This is a genomic window from Flavobacterium algoriphilum, assembly GCF_048158655.1.
GTDB classification, from domain to species: Bacteria; Bacteroidota; Bacteroidia; order Flavobacteriales; family Flavobacteriaceae; genus Flavobacterium; species Flavobacterium algoriphilum.
Genome location: NZ_JBLNKY010000002.1, coordinates 443547 through 458031 on the forward strand (window position 1 = coordinate 443547; position 14485 = coordinate 458031).

The window sequence follows — 14485 nt, forward strand, 5'->3', positions numbered from 1 at the left end:
ATTTAGCTTTTTTATTTATTTCAAAGCTTTTAAAAGACCTTCGGGTGCTTTCTCAATATACATTTGGTTTTGCAATCCATTTATAGATTTAGCGTCTTTAAAATATTCAAAGCTTTTCTCTGGATTTTGTTTAAGCATTTTAGTTGTTCCGGTGATTTTTCCGATAGCGGTACTTAATAATGGTTCTGAAGTGTCTCCAAGAACCCCATAAGTAGTAACGGTTTCCTTTAACAAGTAATCCGGTTGTAATCCATTAAAGTAATCACCAAAACCAACTGAATTTACTATTTTTAATACAATTGGCTGCATCGCATATCTGTGATTAGGGTTTCTGTTTTCTTTGCCAAAAGTAGGGGAATCATATAAGGTAACAGATCCAACATTTTTTCCGGTTGTCACATCGCCAATTTGTACAACAGTAATGTGAGGCTTCAATCCATTAATTACCAATTCACTTGCTGATGCAGTACTATGAGTAGTCAATATATAAACTTTAGTCAATTTTAAACTATTGATGGTTGCCGTCCCAATTTTGTCAGTGAAGTTGTTTTTTAAAGATTCAGGACTATTCGTTTCAAAATAGCTATTGATTTTGGCATTCCATTGTTGTTTTGCGAATACCTGCCCCGTAAATTGTCCCGTTATCATACTTGCTAATCGTGTTGCTGTAAGAATAGAACCACCGCCATTATAACGTAGGTCTAAAACCAAATCAGTTATTCCTTGTGATTTTAGCGAAGCAAAAGTATCATTCAATTGCATATCATAATCAGCATAAAAACCATTGTACATTAAATAGCCTATTTTATGTGAACCCGAAGTTATTACTTTATTGATTAAAATTGGATTTTCGGCTAAGACTGTTTTTGTCAATGCCACCGATTTTCCATTGGAGACAACTGTAGTGCCATTGTAATCCGCCATATTTAATGTGTAACTATCAGCTGCTAATAATGCTTTGTAATTGCTTATGGTAAGTTGTGTGCCATTTATTGCTGTAAAAAAATCGCCGCGCTTGATGTTTTTTGTAGAAGCATCTGAATTTGCAATAATATAACGAACATATCCAAATATTTCGGTAGTGCTTCCTGGTTTATAACTTAAACCAAAATCAAGACCATCATTTTTTGTGGTCCCTTGAAGTACTCCTTCGAGTTCTAAATAGTCATCTACGATCCAACTAAATCGATCAATGGTCTTGTCGACTCTCAAGGCGTCAAATAAATTTTCAGGAACTGGATATCCTTTCAAAAAAGCATTTAATTCTATTTGATTTGCAAATCGGTCATCTGCTAAGTTGGGTACGTCAGCTTGCCATAAATAATATTGATTTAATCCTTTCCAGATAAAATCCTGAATATCTAAGTTTACAGGTGCAGCTATATCGTCATTATCTTGACAACTTTGGAAAGTAAAAACAGATAGCAGTAATAGCGAAAGTAGGAATGTTTTTTTCATGTTTTGGGATGCAATATCTATTATAAACGTAAAAATACTAACTTTAGTTTTTATTTTATGTTTTTTTGTAACAAAAAGAAACATGAATCGTCTTGATCGTATAACCGAACCAATAAATACTCTTTATGAACCAAAATGAGTTTGTGCAGCTAATCTCACCTTTCAAAGACAAAGTCTTTCGGCTGGCTAAGCGACTGCTCATAAGTACTGAAGAGGCTGAAGACGCGACTCAGGAAGTTTGGGTTAAATTATGGCGTAAAAATAAAAATTTAGATGGCTTTAATAATGTCGAAGCTTTTGTAATGACAATGACAAAAAATTATTGTTTGGATCAATTGAAATCCAAAAGAGCGGGAAATATTAAAATCGTTCACAATAATTTTACCGATAACCAGCCAAGTTTAGATAAAAAAGTAGAAGACATTGATAGTTTGAACTGGGTTGAAAAAATAATAAACCAGTTGCCGGAACAACAACAATTGTTAATACAAATGCGGGACATAGAACAATATGAATTTGCAGTAATCGCGGAAATAACAGATATGAATGAAACTGCCATTCGAGTAGCGCTTTCAAGAGCCAGGAAAACGATAAGAGAGAGCATGACAAAAATACACAGCTATGGAATTTAATAAAATAGAAATACTTTTAGAAAAATACTTTGAGGGAGTAACCAGTATTGCTGAAGAAAATGAATTACGTAATTATTTTTCTTCGCTGGATGTTGCGCAGCATTTAGAAAAATACAAGCCCATGTTTAGTTATTTTCTGCAGGCAAAGGGGCAAATGTTGAATCAAGAAATTCCACTACAATCTAGGAAACGTTACGTAGCCTGGTTGTCTATTGCGGCTTCGGTAGTCGTTTTGCTAGGAATTTGGATCTATGTGTTTTATAATCATGACAATGGAAATGAGAAGCAGGATTTGGGAACGTATAATGATCCTGAAGTTGCTCTGGCAGCAACTCAAAAAGCATTGGCATTATTATCGAATCATGTAAACGTTGGCATAGAAAGTGTATATTACATTAAAGAATACCAAGATTCAAAAGAATTAATTTTTAAACAATAATAAATATAAAAAAAATGAAGAATTTTTTAATAACATTAGCAGCAGTATTAGTTTCAAGTCCATTTTTTGCGCAAGCGGCCTTCGATAAATTCGACGGACAAGATGATGTTACTTCAATCATTGTAAACAAAAAAATGTTTGACTTGATGAGTAAAGTAAAAGTGGATGCTTCCGATAGAGAAACACAGCAATATCTGAGTTTGATAAAAAAATTAGAGAATTTAAAAGTGTTTACTACTAAAAGTGCCAGAGCAGAAGGCGAAATGAAAGTTGCCGCAGATAAATACATCAAAACAGCAGGTCTCGAAGAATTGATGCGTGTAAATGACAGCGGAAAAAATATTAAAATTTTAGTGAAATCAGGGGCTAAAGATTCTCAAATTAGAGAGTTGCTGATGTTTATTGAAGGAGCTAAAAATGACGATACGGTTTTGATGTCCTTAACCGGGGATTTTGATTTGAGTGAGATTTCAATTCTTACGGACAAAATGAGGATTCCTGGAGGTGACGATTTGAAGAGAGCAACAAAAGGTAAAAAATAAAATGAAACCTGTTTATAATATTGCACTGCTTTTTAGCTTGTTTTTATTCAGTTGCAATTCAGAACCAACATTGCAGAAGTACTTTGTTGAAAATACAGAAAACAAAAACTTTGTGGCTTTAGATGTTTCTCCGGATATATTGAATGTGGATCAAACAAAATTGACATTGGAACAAAAAGCAGCTTTGCAATCTTTTGATAAGATGAATGTTCTGGCTTTTAAACTGAATGATACTAACAAGGTTCAATTTGAAATAGAACGCGCTAAAGTCAATTTGATTCTAAAGGATAAAAAGTACCAGCAGCTGATGAAATTTGGTTCTGGAAAAGAAGGTGCATCTGTAAGCTGTGTCGGTTCAGATGAGCACATCGAAGAATTTGTTTTTTTTGCCAATAAAAAAGAAACTGGTTTTGCCATTGTTCGTGTTTTAGGAAAAGATATGAATCTTACGAATATCATAACCATGATAAGCGTGTTGCAAAAATCAAATGTTGATTTAGAACAACTCAAGCCATTACAAGAAATGTTTAGAAAATAGAATAACGTGCTTTATTTATAAGCGTCTCGGCAGTTTGTCGAGACGCTTTTTTTATATGCTATTGTCGATATTTTTTGGATTGTGTGTTTCAAGCCGATAATTGTTTGATTAAGCTTTTTTTAAGTAATTGAAAAGGAATTCCAAAGAGCTAATTTGTAAATACACAGGACAGCTCCTATGAATCAGTAGATGAAAATTATGGGGTTGTGGTAAATAAAATTTCTGTAAATGAGGGAAACCTCAATTTATTCTTATTTCTAATATTTAGTTTTGTGAAATATTTAGAAGGAAATAAGTAAATATCACTAAAAGTTGGTATTGTGAAAATGATTTAATACTGGTTACTTTGGAATAAAAAATACTTACTACATGGAATTTAAAGGATTTAATACAGAAACGAATAGTTTATTGAGTAAGAAACTAAAAACACAAACAAATGAGAAATGAAAATAAAAATAATGCGTTATTTTTCTATCTAGGGGCTTTGTTTATTACTACAGCGAGTTTATCGGTGGGAGTTCTAATAGTATTGTTCTTTTTATTTAGACTCGGCGTGACTCTTTAAAATGATTTGAAAGGTTGTTTTTTTACTTCTTAAATGGCATAAAATTAATTGCCACTTTGACGCTTTTGTATTATTCGTGACCTTGATGGAATAATTTCCGAACCATTTTAGATGATTTGAGAATATTAAATAGAATGGACTATTAAATTCTAAATAAACGTAGCTTCTTTATTTGTTTGTATAATGTTTCAAAGTTGCTTCCAGCATTTTAATCATCTTGTTTTTTAGGCTCTCAGGTTCCAGAACTTTTACTTCCTGACCAATGGAGAGCAATTTCATAATAAATCGTAGGTTGGACTCATAAATAATTCAATGACGCATTCTTTTTCGTTTTCAGACACTATTTTTTGAGAATGGTGTAATTGTATGGATTTTATGTGATCGGCTTGAACGTGTGATAGCCAAAGCTTAGTTTTTACCGGTTTTGTTCCATCAGTGATGATGCCAAATGAATATTGAAATTTTTCTTCCGGATTGAAGTCATTAGGATATTCAAATTTTTTATGCGTGATATCTAAATCTGAAATTCTGTCTAAACCAAATGTTTTAAAAACGCCATCCTTAGAATATTGAAAAAGTATACGATTTAGCTTTTAGAGCGTAATTTAGAGGCGTTAGAGACGTTGCGTTTTCCTTTTAATACTAACTAGTATTTACGCATAATTTTTATTGCTCCACAGGTTTTGGACTTGATCCCATTATTTTACTAAAAAAAGGTATCATTAAGGGAGCTGAATAGTTAGAATACAGAAATAATAAAGATTTAAAATTAAAAAAAAATCCTAATAACTTATAAAATAAGTAATTAGGATTTATAATTGTTTTTAAAAAGTGACCACGGTGGGAATACTTTTATGTAATGTTACTGTTATCTTTTAAGAGAGTATTTATTACAAATTTACTAATAAATATAGGACATAAGAAGATTATTTGATATTTTAATAATTACATTTAATTACAAGTAATTACTTATAATTACATTTTATAATACAAATTTATGTATTATTGTATTATGAAATTTTAATGCAATTCAAATGGCAACCGTACATTTTTTATATCGTTCAGTTAGAAGCAAAGCAAAACTTGAAGTTAGGCTCCAGCATACGCATAAAACAGATGACAAAGCAACAAACTACATTTGGACTGCAAAAGCTCAAATTGAAGTTACAAAGGACTTTTGGTCAAAGCAACGTAAAATAAAAAGCAAGGGTAATGTAGATATAAGCAATGAGCAGACACGTGTAAATAATTTGTGTAATGCTCTTGACAATTTTATTATTGACTGTTTCCATACAACAACTCCGGAGGCGATAACAAAAGATTGGTTACAAACTGAAATTAATAATTATTACAATCCTCAAATTAAAAACCCGATAGAGGTAATTCCTAATAACCTTATCGAGTACATAGACTACTATATTAAATATAAAGAAAACTATCCTAGTGTTGTTTTGATTAGAAAGATTAATGTGCTTAAAAAGAAGTTGGAGCGTTTCCAAATTAATAGGAATGCGCCGATTTTAATAAAAAACGTAAACAAAAGATTTAAACTTGAATTTTCGGATTATTGCGAAAGAGAAAAATACAGTAGAATAACTATACAAAGAGATTTCGCTGAGGTTAAAACCATTTGCCTTGATGCACGAAGTAAAGGAATAGAAACAAGTTTGGAGCTAGATAAGTTGAGTTTTCCACGGGAAAAAGCTACTAATATCTTCTTAACCTTTGATGAAATCAAGGAAATTGAAAATATTGACAAAGACAAATTAACAGAGAGTTTAGAAAACGCAAAAGATTGGTTAATCATCTCTTGTTTTACTGCCCAAAGAATTTCAGATTTTATGAGGTTTACGAAAGAAATGATACGAATTGAAAACGGCAAAAGTTTGATTGAATTTACACAAAAGAAAACTGGTAAGATTATGACATTACCATTACACCCTAAAGTTATCGAGATACTCGCCAGGAGAAACGGCGACTTCCCTTATGCTATTTCAGACCAAAAGTATAATGACTACATCAAAGTAGTTTGTGAACTTGCTGAAATTACTCAAACCGTCATTGGAAGTAAAAAAATTGAAGTTGAAAACGACGACGAAAACGAACCCAAAATTTATAGAAAAGTAACCAAAGAGTACAGAAAATGCGATTTAGTCAGCAGTCATATTGGACGCAGATCCTTTGCTTCAAACTTTTACGGAACTATTCCAACTGCCTATTTAATTTATGTAACTGGACATTCTACAGAGGTTATGTTCCGCCAATATTTGGGGAAATCCAACAAAGATTTGGCATTGGAATTAACTAATTATTTTTAGAATATAGAAAATACAATCTTTTGTAAAATCATTGATAAAGAAAAAATAAAGTAAAAGTAATAACAGAACCTTGGACAACAACAAATTGATAAAACAATAAAAGTATTGTGTAACAGTAAAACAAGTTGCTGATAACCTATAATTAAATTTAAATAATCTATGTGTTTTTACTTTGATTGTCAAACGATACAAATTGATTAGATTTGAATAGTAGATTTAAGGTAGCTATTGGGGCAACCTGATAGCAACAGGGCAAAGTTTAAAAACATTTCGGAATCGAAATCAAAATCTAGACCCACCCTATCTTTAATTTTACGTTTCTATTTGCTAAAAGAAGTGCGTAAAATGATAGATAACCTCTCCCCTGAATATTACTCTATAAATAATTTATAAAGCAAAAACAGCATGGAATATACAGTTAAACTTAATGAACAACAAGTACAACTTCTTAAATCAATTTTGGCCTAAATTGAATTGATGCAGTTAATTGTAACTCCGGAAACGAAACCGAAGAAACTTTCTAAGATAAAACAAACGATACAAGACAGAAGAGAATATAGATCGAATAAAGCAGCCAAAAAAAAAAATAACAATAATAATAATAATAAATAACCTTAAAACACAAAACCTTGAGAAATCTAAACCAAATTCAAAAAGAGTATTTAAACACAGTAAACAATGTTGAACAATGGAAAAAATTAAAAAAAGCATTTAAAAAAGTTAATAGTGAGATTTTCGGATTAACGGATGATCAAGTTTATTGTCTCGATAATACGGTTTATACTGATAGTGCTAGGAAGAAATTAATCAAACTATTTAGAGAGGAAAACTTAATAAATAATCTTAATCAGTCGGTTAATTAGCTATTGACAAATCACAAAATATAAAATCATCAGATGAATAATTATAAAAAAGAACAAATTAATATTGATACAGTTTGTAAATATTCAACTGATGGTATTTTTATTGTTTTGAAAAATTACATTGATTACGAAGAAAAGATTTACGATGGTGACGGCGACGAAGTTAATTTACATTATAGGCTTTTAGTTGTATGTTCTATAATGAGACATTTAACAGATGAAAAATTATTGAATCATACTATTGATGTTTTAAGAAAATTTGATTTGATAAATGAGATTGAAAATACTGGAATTGATTTAAGTTCACATTCTGAAAATGACGTAACAAAAATAAAGGCGATATATTACTCTTTAACTTCTTTGTACAAATTAAATTTAAAAGCTCTAAAGTTTCCAAATTCTAAGAACCCAATACTTTTTGATATAAAGTTAAAAAAAAGAATTATAGAACATAATCTACAAGATGTGCTTAAATCCTTGCGAAAAAATAACGTGTTACAATTTGAAGATGAGGTTAATAGCTTGCCAATAAATTTGCAAAAAAGGGTTGTAGATAAATGGGTTAGAAGTGCTTTAAAAGTGGGTTATTTAAAAGATACGGAAATGTTCAACGAAGAAATAGAATATTTAACCGGAATAAGCAATCACTTAATGGAGCCTAAAACACTATCTATCGATAAAAAAGAGGGAGTTCCTGTTATTGCGCTCTTGTATTACTATAACGAACAATTTATTAGTAGAGATAACGCACAATCCATAGCAAATAAATACGGCTACACCGCCAAAAATTCGGGCGAAGGGTTGTATCATGATTTTGTGTTTTATACAGACAATGCCAATAGAAAAGCATCCGGAGAAAATAAAATAAAATGCAAGAATAGAATCAAATCTCAAAAGCGGGTTGTAGAATTATTAATTGATGAAAAGGCAAAAGCAAAAGCAATGACTGAATTAAATATTTTAAAAATTAAACTAGCAGACTTATCTTAAAAATCTATTATTCAAATTTTTAAAAATATGTAACTGGTTATAACCGGTTACGCCACTACAATTGGTTGCAATCTTTGTGAACTTAAAACAAAGAAATATGAGCAATCCATTTGAAGTATTAGAAAAACGTTTAGAGAATATCGAAAGTCTTTTAGTCGATATTAAACATCCGCCACAACAAAAAACAATTGACGACGAAATCTTACTAGACGAAGAAGAAGCTTGCGCCTTTTTGAAAACAAATTCCGTAACCCTCTGGCGATGGGTTAAGGCGAAGAAGATTAAAGTCTATAAATTTTCGCATAAGAACTACTACAAGCGAAATGAGATTTTAGAAACTATTACCCAACTTCAAAAATAAAGCGATGAACGAGATATTGAACACCTCCGACACCGCTTTAAAAGACCAAATTAAAAATAAGCAAATTAAGTATCAAAGACAATTAAAATTCCTTTTGAAAGGACTGAAGCCATGTGAACCGATTCATGATGATTTGCTTATTAATTTGATAGTACGTATTAACGCTAATAATCTATTACGATGAAAAATAAGGATGCAGTATCGTCAATTCGTAAAGAAATTATAAAAAGTTCGAGCCTTGCTTTTGAAACTATCTTAAAATTGCCCGAATTGAAGCGGTATTATTTAGGCTTGAAATATGTTACTACCTCTAATAATGCTATTTGTAAGGCTATAAGCATTCCTATTGAAGCAGGAACTCGCTACAAAGCAGATTTAGAAAATAATTATTATTTAGTGGCTTCGTCGGATAAGTTTCAATGTGACTATACCGGCGAATACGTACAGTTTTTAAGCACCAACCCCGCAGAATTTGAGCGACTTAAAAAGTCAGATATAAATCAATTAAATCTATTTGATGATGGAAACTAAAACACCAAAAAGAATCGATTTAAGCAAGGCAATTGATAAAGCTGTAAATAGTGTGACAATAGAAAGAACGGTTAATCTAGCGGAAGCGAAACACGGTTTGTTTACTATAAAAACAGCCAACCAATGGATTGAAGAAGCAAAGAGCAGACCTATTCCAAAAATGCTTTTTAGTCAGTTATGGTATGAGGGAGAATTATGTATTTTATTTGCAGACACAAATTTGGGAAAATCCATTTTAGCGGTTCAAATTGGAAATAGTATAAGCAAAGGAGAACAAATAAAAAGTTTCGCTATCGAAACCGAAAAACAGCCCGTTTTATACTTTGATTTTGAACTATCAGACAAGCAGTTCCAAAATAGATATTCTAAAGATTATACAGATAATTACGACTTCGACGACAATTTTTTAAGGGTTGAAATAAACCCCGATTTAGAGTTGCCAAAAGATGCAACATTTGATGACTATCTTATACTATCGATTGAGAAAGGTATATTAAGTTCCAATTCAAGAGTATTGATAATTGATAACATTACTTACTTGAAAAGCGACAACGAGAAAGCAAGGGAAGCTTTGCCGTTAATGAAAAAGCTGAAGGAATTGAAAACTAAATATTTCCTTTCAATTTTAATATTGGCACACACGCCAAAGAGGGATTTATCGAAACCTATAACCAAGAACGATTTACAAGGAAGTAAGATGTTAATGAATTTTTGCGATAGTTCGTTTACTATTGGAGAGAGCAACCAGGACAAGCAAATCCGCTACATAAAGCAAATAAAACAGCGAAATTGTGAACAGGTTTTTGACGCTGACAATGTTTGCGTTTGTCAAATAAGTAAAGAGTATAATTTTTTACAATTTGAGTTTGTTAGTCTTGGAAATGAACGTGAACACCTGAAGCAATATACAGAGAAAGACAAAAGCAATATTATTTCACGAGTAAAAGAGTTAAGTCAGGAGGGCAAAAGCCAGAGGGTCATATCTTCCGAGATGGGAATTTCATTGGGTGCAGTAAATAAATATTTAAAATTGTAGAGTTATTGTTCACGATGTTCATACAGTTCATACCTTGAACAACATGAACGCCGTGAACATTAAAAATATAGCTCTATGATGTAATTTAAAATCAATATATTATGTAGATTAAAAATAAACAAACTCGCTTTGAGGGAACCCGTAAAAGCATTGTTTTTCAATTGCTTACTTTTAGATATTATATTCTTATATCACAATTGTTAACCGCAAAATTATGAAAAAACAAGAGGAACTCAATGAATGGATGCAAAACCTACCACAATCCGAGAAAGCAAAAATGATGTTTCAGATAAAAAAGAGTGAGGTTTTAAATAATGAAGAAATAAAGAAAAAAGTTCGGTTAACCGATGTTAATGAAGACAATATTGATTTGCTCATAGAGACATTTCCAGATGCTGATTATGACAGAGATGAAATAAAAGCACTAGCAATATCAAATAATAAATTAATTGAAAACAACATTAATATAGAACCTACTTATGAAGTGATTGAGCCAAAAAAGAAGAGTATATTTAAAGAAATATTACTTTCTATTCTTTATCCCTTTGTTGCTTTTATAATTACGTCATTAGTCTATGTTCTTATCGCTTGGTTTTTGGACAATGTAATCATCAATATGCTAAATTGGTTCAACAGTCTAAACTTTTGGCTAAAAATATTCTTACTCATAATAGGAATAAGTACTGCTTTAAGTCTAGTCTTCAATTTAGCAAGAATCCTTAATGCAATAATATGTGGATTAATGAACTTACTATTTCCTATAAATACTTTTACAATTATAATAGGTATTATGTTTTCAATTATTAATTCTACAGCATTATTAATTCAACTTTGGAGAATAGTGCCGTACTGGGATTTATGGTTTTTAGCTGAATTTATTATTGTAGCATCCTTTATTATTTCTATGAATTCTATGCTCATTCCACGAAAGACCAATTATGACCGTTATAATTAATACTACATCCTTTCATTAAAAAATCCTATGAAAAAAACAATCGCTTTTTTAATTTTTACTACAATTGCTTCATGCGGTAATAATTGCGCGGAAGTCCCAAATAATTTCAGGAACTACGACCAAGCGAAGGAAATTGTTTTAAGTTCAAATTACAAAACAACAGACAAAGCAGATGTTTCGGGTAGTTCCTGGATTACTTCTGCAAATTATTTTAGTTGTGATGGTTCATCGGGTTTTTTTGTAATCGAAACAGGTAATAGAACTTATATTCATCAAGATATGCCCTATGAAGTTTGGGAAAATTTCAAAAATGCAGATTCAAAAGGAAGTTTTTACAGCGGGAATATAAAAGGGAATTATAAATTGAAATTAAACTAAAACAAATAAACTCATTTATAGTAAGAAATTTAACAGATTGCATTTGATTGATAAATAATAATGAAATATAGATTTTATGTCAGAAAAAGTGGAAATTATTTTTAAGTTATTTAAGTCAATTTTGTTTGGACTATTGCCTATTGTCGTTTTCTGTTGGTTGACTATTTGGGATCCATTGGTTTTGAATCCAATCGAAAAAGATTTGCGTTTCATTTTTCAAAAAAAAAATGAAACAAAAGGAATAATTACAAAAGCTGAATGGTTCGAGGAATTTGTTGAGGTTAGCGATCATGAAGGAGGGTATGTTGATGGCTACGAATATAGCTATACATTTTCTGCTGTTGGGGGCAAAAAAATTACATCAGAATGTTTTACTTTTCAAGAATTACCTAATAAAAAACAGATTTCGCAAATACCATTTCAAGTAAATGTTGAGTATCTTAACGAAAATCCAAGAATTAATAGAATAGTTGGCCTACCTGAAAACAATGAAAGTTTATTGGATGTGTTAAGTAATATGCTTATGCTGCCTATCTTATTTTTTGCGATCTGTTGTTATATTTCGTTCAAATTGATTAAACTAGCAGTACTTGAATATAGAATTGAAACAAAGAGAAATAAAGAAAGATTAAAAATGCCTGAAATTGAGGATTTTATTAATCAAACATATTTGGACGATAGAAATAAAGAAACAAATCAACAGCTGAAAGCAACTCCGGAACACAGGAAAGCAGCTTTGAAAAAGATATTAACTTACCAAAGAGAACGGGATAAGTTAAATTGAAACAAAAGAGGTAGTAAAACCTATCAAATATATTAGTCAAAAAAATTTAAAATACAGAAATAATACAGATTCAAAACTAAAAAATCCTAATTACTTATAAAATAAGTAGTTAGGATTTTATCTTTACTTTTAAAGTGACCACGGTGGGATTTGAACCCACACGCCCTTGCGAGCACCAGCCCCTCAAGCTGGCAAGTCTACCGTTTCTCCACGTGGCCTTAAAAAAGAAAAGGTCAAGTAATAAATTACTCGACCTTTAGTGACCCGACTGGGGCTCGAACCCAGGACCCCATCATTAAAAGTGATGTGCTCTACCAACTGAGCTATCGAGTCAATGCTTCAAGAAAATTATGTGTTGATCACAAATTTGTGACCCGACTGGGGCTCGAACCCAGGACCCCATCATTAAAAGTGATGTGCTCTACCAACTGAGCTATCGAGTCAAATTCTTTCCTTGAATGCGGGTGCAAATATAAGGACTTATTTTGGAGTTTTCCAAGCAATTTTATTATAAATTTGTCTTTTTTTAACAAAATTACACAACACCTTAATTTGTAAGGTTTTATTCAGATGAAAAAAATTGTATTATTAGGTTATATGGGTTGTGGTAAGTCCACAATTGCAAATAAACTGTCAAAAAATATCGAAATTCCTTTTGTGGATTTAGATATAAAGATCGAAGAGAAAGTAAATTTGTCAATTAATGACATTTTTGAAAAGCACGGTGAAATTTATTTTAGAAAACTAGAACACGAAGTTTTTATCGAATTATTAAATTCCCCCGACAACTTAATTATAGGTTTGGGAGGAGGAACGCCTTGTTATGCAAATAATCATGAGCTGCTAAAAGGCGATAATGTAGTGTCTGTTTATCTTAAAGCTTCAATAGAGACTTTATTCAATAGATTAGCTCATAATAAAAGTAAGCGTCCTCTTATTGCCGATAAAAGTGACGAAGAGATGAAAGAGTTTATTGCAAAACATCTCTTCGATAGAAGTTTTTATTACAACCAAGCGCAGCATAAGGTGATTGTTGATGATAAGACAATCGAACAGACGGTTATGGATATAGTTGCTATTCTAGCTTAAATAAGCGTAATTGTCTCCTTTTTCATCAAAAACAACTTGTACGTGTTCCAGTAGGGAGGTAGATAATGATATTCCTTTAAAATCGGCTTTTACAGGGTACTTCTTGTGGTTTCTGTCTACAAGGACTGCTGTTTTAAACTTTTTCAAAGGAACGTCAATAAAATGCCTTACCGCATAGATCAATGTGGTGCCTGAGTTCAGTACATCATCAACAAGGATTAATCCTTTATTTGCGTATTGTTCTTTTGATAAGGAGGTATGAATTGGTAATTCGGGATTTTGCTTGTTAATTTGCACTTCGCAAAGCGAAACTTTAAGGGGAGAAATGGTTTCCAGTGCGAATGCTATTTTTTTTGCAAAAGTAAAACCGTTAGCTGCAATTCCCGCAATAACAATTTCTTCCTCATCTACAAAAGTCTCGTAGATTTGGTAGGCAATTCTTTTTATTTTATGTTCAATTTCCTGATTCGTTAAGATGATATTTTTGCTCATTATTTTAGTTTAAAAAGTTAAGGCTTAGAGATATTTTTAGATTAAAGAACCGTTTTTTAATCTGTATTTTCATCATCTTTGATCTCATTTCCAAATTCATCAATATCCCTTCTGTCTTTTTTGGTAGGTCTTCCCGTTCCGTTTTTTCGATAATGTTCTTTCGATAATTTTAAAAGCTCCAAATGTTGATAAGCTTCTGCCGGGGTGTCGTTTCTTCTATAAATATCGACCAATTTAGCCCCAACACGATTTTCAGGAATATCTAAAACGGTGATGATTTGGGTGATTTGATCTTTCCGGAACGTGATTTTATCAGTAGGAAAAACCTCCTTTGATGGCTTGGCAACAAGGCCATTCACGGTAATATGATTTTTTTTACAAGCCTCAGTTACCATGTTTCTCGTTTTATAGTATCGGACGCACCATAAATATTTGTCTATTCTCATAAATTTTCTAAAATCGGAGTTAAATAGTTTACAAAAATAAATCAATATTGTATCTTGCGCACTTAAAA

Annotated in this window: 19 protein-coding genes and 3 tRNA genes; 15 read left to right on the top strand and 7 right to left on the bottom strand. The window is 31.4% G+C overall.

Features of this window, described 5'->3' with window-relative positions; all coding sequences use genetic code 11:
- Nucleotides 1-15 precede the first annotated feature (15 nt).
- Nucleotides 16-1458, bottom strand: a complete 1443-nt coding sequence (locus ACM55G_RS06865) for a S41 family peptidase (protein ID WP_416843146.1) — start codon at nt 1456-1458, stop codon at nt 16-18.
- Between the two features lie 125 nt (nt 1459-1583).
- Between ACM55G_RS06865 and ACM55G_RS06870 the strand changes: the two genes are divergently transcribed.
- The 4 genes from ACM55G_RS06870 to ACM55G_RS06885 are packed head-to-tail and all read left to right on the top strand — an operon-like array spanning nt 1584 to nt 3609.
- Nucleotides 1584-2090 (top strand): RNA polymerase sigma factor, encoded by a 507-nt coding sequence (locus ACM55G_RS06870; RefSeq protein ID WP_416843147.1) that lies wholly within the window; start codon nt 1584-1586, stop codon nt 2088-2090.
- Nucleotides 2080-2529 (top strand): hypothetical protein, encoded by a 450-nt coding sequence (locus tag ACM55G_RS06875; protein WP_416843148.1) that lies wholly within the window; start codon nt 2080-2082, stop codon nt 2527-2529. Before ACM55G_RS06870 ends, ACM55G_RS06875 begins: the two co-directional genes overlap by 11 nt.
- Nucleotides 2530-2543: 14 nt before the next feature.
- Nucleotides 2544-3071: a DUF4252 domain-containing protein gene (locus ACM55G_RS06880; protein WP_416843149.1), complete on the top strand. Its 528-nt coding sequence runs from the start codon at nt 2544-2546 to the stop codon at nt 3069-3071.
- 1 nt (nt 3072) lies between these two features.
- Nucleotides 3073-3609 (top strand): DUF4252 domain-containing protein, encoded by a 537-nt coding sequence (locus tag ACM55G_RS06885; protein WP_416843150.1) that lies wholly within the window; start codon nt 3073-3075, stop codon nt 3607-3609.
- A 733-nt stretch (nt 3610-4342) separates the two neighbouring features.
- Here ACM55G_RS06885 and ACM55G_RS06890 read toward each other — a convergent pair.
- Nucleotides 4343-4483 carry a WCX domain-containing protein gene (locus ACM55G_RS06890; protein ID WP_416843206.1) on the bottom strand — a complete coding sequence of 47 codons (141 nt, stop codon included), beginning with the start codon at nt 4481-4483 and terminating at the stop codon, nt 4343-4345.
- A 725-nt stretch (nt 4484-5208) separates the two neighbouring features.
- On the opposite strand from ACM55G_RS06890, the gene ACM55G_RS06900 reads away from it, so the two are divergent.
- The 10 genes from ACM55G_RS06900 to ACM55G_RS06945 all read left to right on the top strand — a co-directional run bounded on the left by ACM55G_RS06900 (nt 5209) and on the right by ACM55G_RS06945 (nt 12390).
- On the top strand, nt 5209-6492 hold the full coding sequence (locus ACM55G_RS06900; RefSeq protein ID WP_416843151.1) for a phage integrase SAM-like domain-containing protein: 1284 nt from the start codon (nt 5209-5211) through the stop codon (nt 6490-6492).
- A gap of 629 nt (nt 6493-7121) precedes the next feature.
- Nucleotides 7122-7355 (top strand): hypothetical protein, encoded by a 234-nt coding sequence (locus tag ACM55G_RS06905; protein ID WP_416843152.1) that lies wholly within the window; start codon nt 7122-7124, stop codon nt 7353-7355.
- 33 nt (nt 7356-7388) lie between these two features.
- Nucleotides 7389-8345: a hypothetical protein gene (locus ACM55G_RS06910; RefSeq protein ID WP_416843153.1), complete on the top strand. Its 957-nt coding sequence runs from the start codon at nt 7389-7391 to the stop codon at nt 8343-8345.
- A 97-nt stretch (nt 8346-8442) separates the two neighbouring features.
- Nucleotides 8443-8706 carry a helix-turn-helix domain-containing protein gene (locus ACM55G_RS06915; RefSeq protein ID WP_416843154.1) on the top strand — a complete coding sequence of 88 codons (264 nt, stop codon included), beginning with the start codon at nt 8443-8445 and terminating at the stop codon, nt 8704-8706.
- 4 nt (nt 8707-8710) lie between these two features.
- Nucleotides 8711-8890: a hypothetical protein gene (locus ACM55G_RS06920; protein WP_416843155.1), complete on the top strand. Its 180-nt coding sequence runs from the start codon at nt 8711-8713 to the stop codon at nt 8888-8890.
- Nucleotides 8887-9237: a hypothetical protein gene (locus tag ACM55G_RS06925; RefSeq protein ID WP_416843156.1), complete on the top strand. Its 351-nt coding sequence runs from the start codon at nt 8887-8889 to the stop codon at nt 9235-9237. The genes ACM55G_RS06920 and ACM55G_RS06925 overlap by 4 nt, the downstream gene beginning before the upstream one ends.
- Nucleotides 9224-10273: an AAA family ATPase gene (locus ACM55G_RS06930; RefSeq protein ID WP_416843157.1), complete on the top strand. Its 1050-nt coding sequence runs from the start codon at nt 9224-9226 to the stop codon at nt 10271-10273. Before ACM55G_RS06925 ends, ACM55G_RS06930 begins: the two co-directional genes overlap by 14 nt.
- 214 nt (nt 10274-10487) lie before the next feature.
- On the top strand, nt 10488-11228 hold the full coding sequence (locus ACM55G_RS06935; protein ID WP_416843158.1) for a hypothetical protein: 741 nt from the start codon (nt 10488-10490) through the stop codon (nt 11226-11228).
- Between the two features lie 27 nt (nt 11229-11255).
- Entirely contained in the window at nt 11256-11606 is a 351-nt protein-coding gene (locus ACM55G_RS06940; RefSeq protein ID WP_416843159.1) for a KTSC domain-containing protein, read from the top strand.
- Between the two features lie 88 nt (nt 11607-11694).
- The gene (locus ACM55G_RS06945) at nt 11695-12390 is read left to right on the top strand and encodes a hypothetical protein (protein WP_416843160.1); all 696 of its coding nucleotides are present in this window, start codon (nt 11695-11697) and stop codon (nt 12388-12390) included.
- Nucleotides 12391-12525: 135 nt separating this feature from the next.
- On the opposite strand, the gene ACM55G_RS06950 is transcribed toward ACM55G_RS06945, so the two are convergent.
- From ACM55G_RS06950 to ACM55G_RS06960, 3 genes are all read right to left on the bottom strand, one after another.
- Nucleotides 12526-12608: transfer RNA gene (locus ACM55G_RS06950), tRNA-Leu, on the bottom strand.
- 42 nt (nt 12609-12650) lie between these two features.
- Nucleotides 12651-12723, bottom strand: a tRNA-Lys gene (locus ACM55G_RS06955).
- Between the two features lie 37 nt (nt 12724-12760).
- Nucleotides 12761-12833, bottom strand: a tRNA-Lys gene (locus ACM55G_RS06960).
- Nucleotides 12834-12960: 127 nt separating this feature from the next.
- Here ACM55G_RS06960 and ACM55G_RS06965 point away from each other — a divergent pair.
- Nucleotides 12961-13479 carry a shikimate kinase gene (locus ACM55G_RS06965; protein WP_416843161.1) on the top strand — a complete coding sequence of 173 codons (519 nt, stop codon included), beginning with the start codon at nt 12961-12963 and terminating at the stop codon, nt 13477-13479.
- On the opposite strand, the gene ACM55G_RS06970 is transcribed toward ACM55G_RS06965, so the two are convergent.
- Nucleotides 13471-13971 (bottom strand): phosphoribosyltransferase domain-containing protein, encoded by a 501-nt coding sequence (locus ACM55G_RS06970; protein ID WP_416843162.1) that lies wholly within the window; start codon nt 13969-13971, stop codon nt 13471-13473. The two genes, ACM55G_RS06965 and ACM55G_RS06970, sit on opposite strands and share 9 nt — an antisense overlap.
- A gap of 56 nt (nt 13972-14027) precedes the next feature.
- Entirely contained in the window at nt 14028-14417 is a 390-nt protein-coding gene (locus tag ACM55G_RS06975; RefSeq protein ID WP_416843163.1) for an RNA-binding S4 domain-containing protein, read from the bottom strand.
- Between the last annotated feature and the right edge of the window lie 68 nt (nt 14418-14485).

Bases quoted from the DNA above. Each gene is read 5' to 3' on its own strand.
- ACM55G_RS06880 (WP_416843149.1), top strand. From the start codon at position 2,544: ATGAAGAATTTTTTAATAACATTAGCAGCAGTATTAGTTTCAAGTCCA.
- ACM55G_RS06970 (WP_416843162.1), bottom strand. From the start codon at position 13,971: ATGAGCAAAAATATCATCTTAACGAATCAGGAAATTGAACATAAAATA.
- ACM55G_RS06925 (WP_416843156.1), top strand. From the start codon at position 8,887: ATGAAAAATAAGGATGCAGTATCGTCAATTCGTAAAGAAATTATAAAA.
- ACM55G_RS06900 (WP_416843151.1), top strand. From the start codon at position 5,209: ATGGCAACCGTACATTTTTTATATCGTTCAGTTAGAAGCAAAGCAAAA.
- ACM55G_RS06915 (WP_416843154.1), top strand. From the start codon at position 8,443: ATGAGCAATCCATTTGAAGTATTAGAAAAACGTTTAGAGAATATCGAA.
- ACM55G_RS06865 (WP_416843146.1), bottom strand. From the start codon at position 1,458: ATGAAAAAAACATTCCTACTTTCGCTATTACTGCTATCTGTTTTTACT.
- ACM55G_RS06965 (WP_416843161.1), top strand. From the start codon at position 12,961: ATGAAAAAAATTGTATTATTAGGTTATATGGGTTGTGGTAAGTCCACA.
- ACM55G_RS06940 (WP_416843159.1), top strand. From the start codon at position 11,256: ATGAAAAAAACAATCGCTTTTTTAATTTTTACTACAATTGCTTCATGC.
- ACM55G_RS06935 (WP_416843158.1), top strand. From the start codon at position 10,488: ATGAAAAAACAAGAGGAACTCAATGAATGGATGCAAAACCTACCACAA.
- ACM55G_RS06910 (WP_416843153.1), top strand. From the start codon at position 7,389: ATGAATAATTATAAAAAAGAACAAATTAATATTGATACAGTTTGTAAA.
- ACM55G_RS06870 (WP_416843147.1), top strand. From the start codon at position 1,584: ATGAACCAAAATGAGTTTGTGCAGCTAATCTCACCTTTCAAAGACAAA.
- ACM55G_RS06875 (WP_416843148.1), top strand. From the start codon at position 2,080: ATGGAATTTAATAAAATAGAAATACTTTTAGAAAAATACTTTGAGGGA.
- ACM55G_RS06930 (WP_416843157.1), top strand. From the start codon at position 9,224: ATGATGGAAACTAAAACACCAAAAAGAATCGATTTAAGCAAGGCAATT.
- ACM55G_RS06920 (WP_416843155.1), top strand. From the start codon at position 8,711: ATGAACGAGATATTGAACACCTCCGACACCGCTTTAAAAGACCAAATT.
- ACM55G_RS06885 (WP_416843150.1), top strand. From the start codon at position 3,073: ATGAAACCTGTTTATAATATTGCACTGCTTTTTAGCTTGTTTTTATTC.
- ACM55G_RS06975 (WP_416843163.1), bottom strand. From the start codon at position 14,417: ATGAGAATAGACAAATATTTATGGTGCGTCCGATACTATAAAACGAGA.